The organism is Candidatus Acidiferrales bacterium (genome assembly GCA_036514995.1).
Classification (GTDB): Bacteria; Acidobacteriota; Terriglobia; order Acidiferrales; family DATBWB01; genus DATBWB01.
In genome coordinates, this window is the sequence record DATBWB010000145.1 from 1 (window position 1) to 8561 (window position 8561).

At 59.4% G+C, this 8561-nt stretch carries 11 protein-coding genes; all 11 read right to left on the bottom strand.

Going from position 1 to position 8561, the window contains the following annotated elements:
• A partial coding sequence (locus VIH17_09935) for an iron-sulfur cluster assembly accessory protein (protein HEY4683553.1) occupies nucleotides 1-343 on the bottom strand: 343 nt, incomplete at its 3' end.
• 90 nt (nucleotides 344-433) lie between these two features.
• Nucleotides 434-895, bottom strand: a complete 462-nt coding sequence (locus VIH17_09940) for an SUF system NifU family Fe-S cluster assembly protein (protein HEY4683554.1) — start codon at nucleotides 893-895, stop codon at nucleotides 434-436.
• Nucleotides 895-2151, bottom strand: a complete 1257-nt coding sequence (locus tag VIH17_09945; GenBank protein ID HEY4683555.1) for a cysteine desulfurase — start codon at nucleotides 2149-2151, stop codon at nucleotides 895-897. The genes VIH17_09940 and VIH17_09945 overlap by 1 nt, the downstream gene beginning before the upstream one ends.
• On the bottom strand, nucleotides 2148-3491 hold the full coding sequence (gene sufD, locus VIH17_09950) for a Fe-S cluster assembly protein SufD (GenBank protein HEY4683556.1): 1344 nt from the start codon (nucleotides 3489-3491) through the stop codon (nucleotides 2148-2150). The genes VIH17_09945 and sufD overlap by 4 nt, the downstream gene beginning before the upstream one ends.
• A gap of 15 nt (nucleotides 3492-3506) precedes the next feature.
• Nucleotides 3507-4286, bottom strand: coding sequence for a Fe-S cluster assembly ATPase SufC (gene sufC, locus VIH17_09955; protein ID HEY4683557.1), 780 nt, complete (start codon nucleotides 4284-4286; stop codon nucleotides 3507-3509).
• On the bottom strand, nucleotides 4279-5736 hold the full coding sequence (gene sufB, locus VIH17_09960) for a Fe-S cluster assembly protein SufB (GenBank protein ID HEY4683558.1): 1458 nt from the start codon (nucleotides 5734-5736) through the stop codon (nucleotides 4279-4281). Before sufB ends, sufC begins: the two co-directional genes overlap by 8 nt.
• 105 nt (nucleotides 5737-5841) lie before the next feature.
• Entirely contained in the window at nucleotides 5842-6309 is a 468-nt protein-coding gene (locus VIH17_09965; protein HEY4683559.1) for an Rrf2 family transcriptional regulator, read from the bottom strand.
• 162 nt (nucleotides 6310-6471) lie between these two features.
• Nucleotides 6472-6783, bottom strand: a complete 312-nt coding sequence (locus tag VIH17_09970; protein HEY4683560.1) for a hypothetical protein — start codon at nucleotides 6781-6783, stop codon at nucleotides 6472-6474.
• 25 nt (nucleotides 6784-6808) lie between these two features.
• A complete protein-coding gene (locus VIH17_09975) occupies nucleotides 6809-6982 on the bottom strand; it encodes a hypothetical protein (GenBank protein ID HEY4683561.1) in 174 nt (57 codons plus the stop codon).
• A gap of 58 nt (nucleotides 6983-7040) precedes the next feature.
• Complete coding sequence (locus VIH17_09980) at nucleotides 7041-7841, bottom strand: inositol monophosphatase family protein (protein HEY4683562.1); 801 nt, start codon at nucleotides 7839-7841, stop codon at nucleotides 7041-7043.
• 27 nt (nucleotides 7842-7868) lie between these two features.
• Nucleotides 7869-8561 (bottom strand): VWA domain-containing protein (locus VIH17_09985; protein ID HEY4683563.1); only part of this gene is annotated, 693 nt, incomplete at its 5' end.

Consider the following 8561-nt stretch of genomic DNA (forward strand, 5'->3'; position numbering starts at 1 on the left):
TTTCTTCCGAGAACGTGTGCCCGCACCCACAGCTATGTTTCGCGAGAGGATTCAGGAACATGAATTCGACTCCTTTGGGCCCTTGCCGGACCCCTAGCTGGAGCCCATCCAGATGAGCCAGGCTCTCGCGGTTGACTCGGACCCGAATTCCTTCGCTCTCGAAGAGGTGATCGTCGGGACGAACAGCATCCGAATCGAGTTCCACCACATAGCGATATTGAGTGCCGCTCTCCGCGCAGCCGTCGTTCTTGACCCCCAGCCGCAACGCCGTGTCCACCGAGAACTTCTCCCTGTCGATCATGCTTCGCACGACCTGAGCGGCGTTTTGTGTCAGTGTGATCATTCAAGCTCTCCTTTCATTTGTAAGGCTTGCTGAAACGCTAGTTCGTTGCTCACTTAGCAAGCGCCTCGCATCTCAACTCGATGGGGGCGCCTACTCGGTCGAAACAGTCTCCGTTTTCTCCTCGAGGGCAGCTAGCATCGTATGCCAGGCTAGGGTGGCGCACTTCACCCGCACCGGGAACTCGGAAACACCCGAAAAGACAACCAACTTGCCGACATCGGCTCCATCGTGTGGCTCGGTCGCCTGGCTAGTAACGAGCCGGTGAAACCGCGCGAACAGCTCCTGTGCCTGGCTCTTGGTCTTACCCTTGAGGCTGGCGGTCATCATCGAGGCCGAAGCTTTGGAGATGGCGCAGCCCGAACCTTCAAAGCTGATATCCTTGACCGCGTCATTCTCGAGTTGCAGGTACACCGTGAAGTGGTCGCCGCAGAGTGGGTTGTAGCCCTCCGCCTTCCGGTTTGCCTGAGGCAAGGACCGAAAGTTGCGTGGCTTCTTGCAATGCTCCAGGATCATATCCTGATAAAGGTCCCGAACGTCTCGCAGTTCTGCCATCAGGCGAAGATCTCCTGAACCTTACAGATCCCTCTCATCAAGGCATCCACCTCCTCCTCGGTGTTGTACAGCGCAAACGAAGCGCGTGCGGTCGCTGGTACGCCAAAAAACTGCATCACTGGCTGCGCGCAGTGGTGCCCGGTACGGACAGCGATCCCCTCCTGGTCCAGGACGGTGCCGATGTCGTGGGGGTGCACCCCTTCGAGCACGAAGGAAAGCACTGCCGCCTTTTCCTGCGCCGTGCCGATAAGGCGAATACCTGGCAACGATGAAATCCGTTCCGTGGCATAGGCCAGCAGGTAGTGCTCGTGCACCGCCACGCGTTCCAGCGCGATGCGTCTTAGGTACTCGACGGCTGCGCCCAGGCCGATGACCCCGGCGATGTTCGGTGTGCCCGCCTCGAACTTGAAGGGAAGACGATTGTAGGTCGTCTTCTCGAAGGTGACGGAGCTGATCATGTCGCCCCCGCCCTGATAAGGAGGCATGGCTTCCAGCAGCCGCTTCTTACCGTACAACACGCCGACTCCCGTCGGTCCGTACATCTTGTGCCCGGAGAAGGCATAGAAATCACAGTCCAGCTCTTGCACGTCCACTTGGAGGTGAGGAACTGCTTGAGCGCCATCCACCAGAACCGGGATGCCGTGCTCGTGCGCCATTGCGATGATCTGCCGTACCGGATTGACAGTGCCCAGGGCATTGGACACGTGCGCCACAGCCACCAGCTTCGTCAGCGGTGTCAGCAGCTTTTCATACTCATCCAGCAAGAGCTCGCCGCGACCGTTCATCGGGACGACGCGAAGCCGCGCGCCCCTCTCCTCGCACAAGATCTGCCAGGGCACAATGTTGGAGTGGTGCTCCATCGCTGAGATCAAGACTGCGTCGCCCGCCTGCAGGTGCGTCCTGCCGTAGCTGTGTGCCACTAGGTTGATGGCTTCGGTGGTTCCGCGGACGAAGATCACTTCGGCGGGGTCGGCAGCATTGATAAACTGCTGGACAGCGAGCCGCACATCCTCGTATGCCTTGGTTGCGCGCTCGGAGAGCAGGTGCACGCCGCGGTGGATGTTCGAACAGTCCTCCTGGTAAAAGCGAGTGATGGCGTCGATGACCAACTGCGGTTTCTGCGTCGTGGCCGCGTTGTCCAGGTATACGAGGGGTTTGTCGTGCACGAGTTGTTTCAGCGCGGGAAAATCTTCCCTGACCCTGCCGACATCGAAGCCAGCGACCACAGGGGCAACGCGGTTGATAGCGGTGCTCATCGGACCGCCTCCGGATACATTGCCTGGGGCAAAGACTGCGTGATGATCCTTTCCAGGTAGCTGCGGATCGAACCCGGCTTCATGCGCTCCAGGCACTCACTAGCAAAGGCGAACAGCAGCAGGCCTCGGGCCGAAGCCTCATCCAGGCCGCGCGAGCGCAAGTAGAAAAACGCTTCCTCATCGATCTGGCCGATCGTGGCGCCGTGAGTGCACTTCACGTCGTCGGCATGGATTTCAAGCTGCGGCTTCGTGTCCATCTGCGCCCCATCGGACAGGAGCAGGTTGCGGTTGGTTTGCTTGGCATCGGTTTTCTGCGCGTCTTTGTGCACGATGATCCGCCCGTGGAAGACGCCGCGTGACTCTCCGTCCAGGATGCCGTTGTAGAACTGGCGGCTGGCGCAGTGCGCGCTCGCGTGCTCCACCTTCATGTAGTTGTCCATGTGCTGTCGGCCGTTCCCGATGAACAGGCCGTTGATCAGGCATTCGCCGCCCTCGCCGGCCAGCACCGGGTGCACGTTGTTGCGCACCAGAGCGCCGCCCAGCAGCACCGAGTGCGAACTGACACTCGCGCTGCGTCCTTGCTGGGTGCGCAGCGTGGAGACGTGAAACACTTGCGTATCCTCGCGTTCGATTCTGTAGTGGTGAAGCACCGTGTGCTCGCCCGCGACCATCTCGGTCACGACGCTGGAGAACGACACGCCCGGTCTCAGCGAGACATAGTCCTCGAGGACCGTGGCTTGGCTGTCCTCTTCGGCCACGATCAGGTTGCGCGGGTGCGCCATCAGTGGTGTCTCGCTGCTGACATTGAGATACAGAAGATAGATAGGCTCTTCGAGCACCATGCCCCGCGGGATGAACACGAACGCGCCGTCCTCGAAGAACGCCGTGTTCAGCGCCGTAAAGGCCTCCTGGCGGTAATCGGCGTAGCGGGCGAAATGCGGTTCGACCTTTTCCCGCTCCTTCAGGATCGCTTCGGCGAGGCTGGCAACCTTCAGCCCTTTGTGTCCCAGCGTCAGGCGCGAGAGCCCCGGCGCGTACCGCCCGTTCACAAACACTAGCTGAGAGGCCAGACCCGCCAACCTGTAGGGAGCAACGTCGTGATCGGTGACTCCGTCCAATCCGCGCTCAGAGAGCTGGAATGTGCTCTCGGCAATGGGGGCAACGTTGGTGAAGCGCCAGTCCTCCTCATGGACCGTCGGGAAGCCCAACTGGCAGAAGCGGGTAAAAGCGTCCTCGCGCACACCCCGCAGCCAAGCCTCCTGGTTATGGGCCGGCGCCTGCTTCTGCGACTGGTCGAAGGCTTGGAGGTAGCTCTGGAGCTGTTGCGTGGTCGTGATCACGTTGCTTGCTCTCCGTTAAACCGCAACCGGGGCAGTGTGGTCTTCGGCCTCGACCCAGGCGTAGCCTTTTTCCTCGAGCGCCAGCGCCAGCTCCTTGCCGCCCGACTTGGCGATCCGCCCATCGACGAGAACGTGCACGAAATCCGGAACGATGTAGTTCAGGAGGCGCTGGTAGTGTGTAACCACGATGGTGGCCCGGTCAGGGCTGCGCATGGCGTTCACGCCGTTGGCCACGATCTTCAGCGCGTCGATATCGAGCCCCGAATCGGTCTCGTCCAGAATGGCGAGCTTGGGCTCCAGCAACGCCATCTGCAGAATCTCATTGCGCTTCTTCTCGCCGCCGGAGGAGCCTTCGTTCACAGAGCGGTTCATGAAACGCTCGTCCACATCGAGCAGTTTCATTTTTTCCTTATAGAACGGCAGAAAGTCCATCGCGTCCATCTCTTCCTGACCGCGGTATTTTCGGATGGCATTCAACGCGGCGCGCAGGAAGTAGGCGTTGCTGATGCCGGAGATCTCAATAGGGTATTGGAAGGCCATGAAAAGGCCTTCGCACGCTGCCTCTTCCGGCTTCATGGCCAGCAAGTCCTTGCCGTTGAACAGCACCTCGCCTTGGGTGACCTGGAAGGTCTCGCGGCGGGCGAGCACCAGCGCGAGAGTGCTCTTGCCCGAGCCGTTCGGCCCCATGATGGAGTGCACCTCCCCGGCATTCACCTTCAGGTTGACCCCCTTGAGGATTTCGTGGTTCTCAACTTTGACGTGCAGGTTCTTAATCTGCAGCATGGCGTTATCCAACACTCCCTTCCAGGCTCACACTCAGCAGTTTCTGCGCCTCGACGGCGAACTCCATAGGCAGGTTTCGGAAGACCTGCTTGCAGAAGCCGTTAATGATCATCGAAACCGCATCTTCCTTGGACAGGCCGCGCTGCTGCAGGTAGAAGATCTGGTCGTCGCCGATCTTCGATGTGGACGCTTCGTGCTCCATGCGCGCCGTCGAGTTCTTCACCTCGATGTAGGGGAAGGTGTGGGCTCCACATTTTTCACCGATGAGCAGCGAATCGCACTGCGTGTAGTTGCGAGCTCGCGTGGCGCCCTGGAGGATCTTAACCAGCCCGCGGTAGGTGTTCTGGCCATGGCCGGCTGAAATGCCCTTAGCGATGATCGTGCTCCGCGTGTTCTTACCGATGTGGATCATCTTGGTGCCGGTGTCGGCCTGCTGGTAGTTATTGGTGAGAGCCACCGAGTAAAATTCGCCGATAGAGTTGTCCCCTTGCAGGATGACGCCGGGGTACTTCCAAGTGATTGCGGCACCGGTTTCAACCTGCGTCCAGGAGATCTTGGAGTTCTTTCCCAGCGCCTTTCCGCGCTTGGTCACGAAGTTGTAAATGCCGCCCTTGCCGTCTTTGTCGCCTGGGTACCAGTTCTGGATGGTCGAGTATTTGATGGTGGCGTTGTCGTGGGCAATCAGCTCAACGACAGCGGCATGCAGTTGGTTCTCATCCCGCATCGGGGCAGTGCACCCTTCCAGGTAGCTCACGTAGCTGCCTTCATCCGCGATAATCAGAGTGCGCTCGAACTGGCCGGTATCCTTGGCATTGATGCGGAAGTACGTCGACAGCTCCATGGGGCAACGCACACCCTTAGGCACATAGACAAACGAGCCGTCGCTGAAGACGGCAGAGTTCAACGTCGCAAAAAAGTTATCGGTGTAAGGTACGACCGACCCGAGATACTTCTGGACCAGCTCGGGGTGCTCCTGCACCGCCTCAGAAAAGGAGCAAAAGATGATCCCCAGTTCAGCGAGCTTCTCCTTGAATGTGGTTGCCACCGACACGCTGTCGAAGACCGCATCGACCGCAACGCCGGCCAGGCGCTGTTGTTCCGCCAGGGGGATACCCAGCTTTTCGAACGTGGCCAGCACCGCTGGGTCCATCTCATCGAGGCTGTTCAGCGTGGCTTTCGGTTTCGGCGCCGAGTAGTAGATGATGTCTTGGTAGTCGATCGGGCCATAGTGAATGTTCGCCCACTTGGGCTCTGCGGCCGCTTTTTCGAGTTTCGCCCAGTGCCGATAGGACTTCAGCCGCCATTCGAGCATCCACTCGGGCTCATTCTTCTTGGCCGAGATCAGGCGGATGATGTCCTCGTTCAGGCCGCGAGGTGCCGAATCGGCCTCGATTTCCGTGACAAACCCGTACTTGTATTCGCGGTTGGCAAGGGCTTCTAAGGCCCTCGTGTCAGTGCCCATGGCTGCATCCTTTCCAAGTTCAACGCGGTTGCGGAACCGACGTCCGTTGCCTCATACCTGAAAAATCTTTCATGTTTCGGGCGCGAAAAAAATAATGCGTGCGCCCTAAACCTGAGCAGGCGAGCGAAATGTTTTTCCCAACGACAGTTCGACCAGTGTTTCCTTGCCCAGGATCTGGGAGATTGGAATGCCGTCCATCACCCCCACAACGTATTCCGTGATGCCCCTCCAGACCGGACGCAGGCGGCAGTCCTTGTCGTGGATACAAGTCCTACGTTGGCCCGTATAGCGATCGCAGATGTCCTCCGTCGTCCAGAGGCCACCGAGCGCCCTTTCCACGTCGCCGAGACTGATTTGCTCGGGGGGTCTCGCCAGAACGTAGCCGCCTTTGACCCCTCGGTGGCTCTTGGTGAAACCAGCCTTCTTCAGGGTCCAGAGCAGCTTTTCAACGTAGGGACAAGAGAGCCCCTCCCGACGCGCAATTTCGGCAGCGCTGAGAGGCTCCCCGGGGGGCGCGGAAGCCAATTGCAAGATGCAGCGGAGGCCGTACTCTTCTTTGGCGGTGATTCTCATCGGGGGTATCTCCTATCAACGCCAGTCTGCCAAAACCATACTATTTTGTCAACTATTATCGGCGCCTCGCCAAGCTGGCCTTGATGCAGGGGAAGGATAGAACCTAAGATGCCGGCGTACTCCATCCCGACCGCTTGTCGAGCCGACCAAATCGAATTAGTCTTAGCCGCCACCTGACAACGCTTTCGCTTTGGCGGGCCGCATCACCGAGGCCGCGACCGAAACTGCCAGGATGAGCGCAGTCACCCCCAGCGAGAGAGTCACGGGAATCTTGTAAATGTCCACCATCAGTATCTTGATTCCCACGAACACGAGAATGGCCGAAAGCCCATAGTGCAGGTAACGGAATAACTGCATGATGCCTGCCAGAGCGAAGTACAGTGCCCGCAGGCCCGGAACTGCAAACACGTTCGACGTGACTAAATTCGTAAACGCCGACGGCCTTACTGAGTCTCGTATAATATATTGACACACGAGTAAAAAAAGAGACTGCTGGCTTTCAGGAAGTCACGCAGCACGTCGGGGCAACGGCGAACGCGCCGGGCACCTTCGGGATGAATGGGTCGAGGAGTTTTTCGACCCCGATCTTGAGGTCGTCTTCGCTCTGCGCCTGCTCGGCTACACGACGGATGGCGCCTGCAAGGTTTGCGGGCGACTGAGGGTGCTCTGGCATCGGGACGGATTATGGCGGGATTGGCAAAACAGTTGTTCTATAAGTTCCTGTTTTTGCTTCAGCCGCCCGTCGAAGAGCCAGCGAGGGCGGCCACTTCGGCAAACACGGCCTGGAACTGGGTATGGATGCGCGCGTTGCTGGCGGCGATTTCCGGATCGCCCGGTTGATACGGCCGGCCGCTGAAGTCGGTCACCACCCCTCCGGCCTCGCGGACGATGAGCGTGCCGGCGGCGGTATCCCACGCCTTCAGGTTCAATTCCCAGAAGCCATCAAACCGTCCGCAAGCAACGTAGCAAAGATCGAGCGCGGCTGAGCCATCCCGTCGAACCCCGTGAGAGCATAGCGTGAACTTCTGATAGTAGCCGATGTTCGGGTTGGGATGACGCTTCTGGGTCGTAAAGCCGGTGCCAAGGAGGCTTTCGGCCAGTCGCTCGGTGAGGGAAACGCGAATCGGCCGGTGGTTCAGGAAGGCCCCGCCGCCGCGCTCGGCCCGGAAAAGCTCTTCGCGCACCGGATCATAGACAACGCCGGCCAGCAAGTCCTTTTCTTGCATCAAGGCAATGGAGACGGCAAAGCAGGGATAGCGGTGAACGAAATTGGTAGTGCCGTCGAGCGGGTCAACGTACCAGCAAAACGGGGATTCGGCGGGACGTCCCCCGCCCTCCTCGGCCACCACTGAATGCTTGGGAAAATAACTGCGCAGGCGCTCGACAATCAGTTCTTCCGACCGGCGATCGGCCTCGGTGATCAGGTCCGCTCCTCCCTTGTAGGAGGCCTGGACGCCGCGGTCGAAGTGAGCGAGCAAGAGCTTCCCCGCCTGGCGGGCGACTTCAACAGCAACGTCGAGGTAGTGACTCACGGAGTTTCTCCGTTCACCGTGAACCGTTTACGGTGAACCATAGCCACTAAAATAGCGGCGCCGGTATGTTAGCAGATAGTCTCCCGGCACCCGCACCTCGATTTGCCGCAGAGAAGGGCTGCTTTTTTTCGGCGGATAGTAGGCCAGCCGGTATTGGGTGTGGAGGTCGCGGCTGATTTCGGAAAAGATCCGGTCGAGATCCTCATAGCTCTCGGGAAAAAACATTCGGCCGCCGGCGTATTCCTCCATGGTGATGAGGGCGTGCTCTCCGGCGGTGTTTCGCCCGCTTTCATTCTTGACCGGACGGATCAGGATGGTGTAGAGCATCGCGCCGGCCTTGGCGACTTCCATACGCGCCTGATCAAACGTGCCGGTGCTTGTCGTTTCCCCCGCGTCCGTCACCAGGACGATCACTCGCCGCCGTTCGGGAGGTTGCCGCGCGAGCGCCTGCGAACCAAGAAGAATGGCATCGTAGAGCGCCGTTCCGGCTTCGGGCGCAATCCGCAGAGAGGCATCTTGAAGCACGGCGATCTGACCGGTGAAACCGGAAAGCTCGGTCACGTCATCGGCAAATTGGTAAAGCGCCATTCGGTCTCGACCGCGGATCACATCAGCCGCAAAGCGCGCTGCCGACTCGCGCTCAAACTTCAGTTCCTTGTAGGTGCTCAAGCTCGAATCCACCATCAGCGCCAGATCCAGCGGCACCATGGTCTCGCGCTC

Coding starts and splice junctions, on each gene's coding strand:
- VIH17_09975 (HEY4683561.1), bottom strand. CDS start 6,982: ATGCCAGAGCACCCTCAGTCGCCCGCAAACCTTGCAGGCGCCATCCGT.
- VIH17_09965 (HEY4683559.1), bottom strand. CDS start 6,309: ATGAGAATCACCGCCAAAGAAGAGTACGGCCTCCGCTGCATCTTGCAA.
- VIH17_09945 (HEY4683555.1), bottom strand. CDS start 2,151: ATGAGCACCGCTATCAACCGCGTTGCCCCTGTGGTCGCTGGCTTCGAT.
- sufB (HEY4683558.1), bottom strand. CDS start 5,736: ATGGGCACTGACACGAGGGCCTTAGAAGCCCTTGCCAACCGCGAATAC.
- VIH17_09940 (HEY4683554.1), bottom strand. CDS start 895: ATGGCAGAACTGCGAGACGTTCGGGACCTTTATCAGGATATGATCCTG.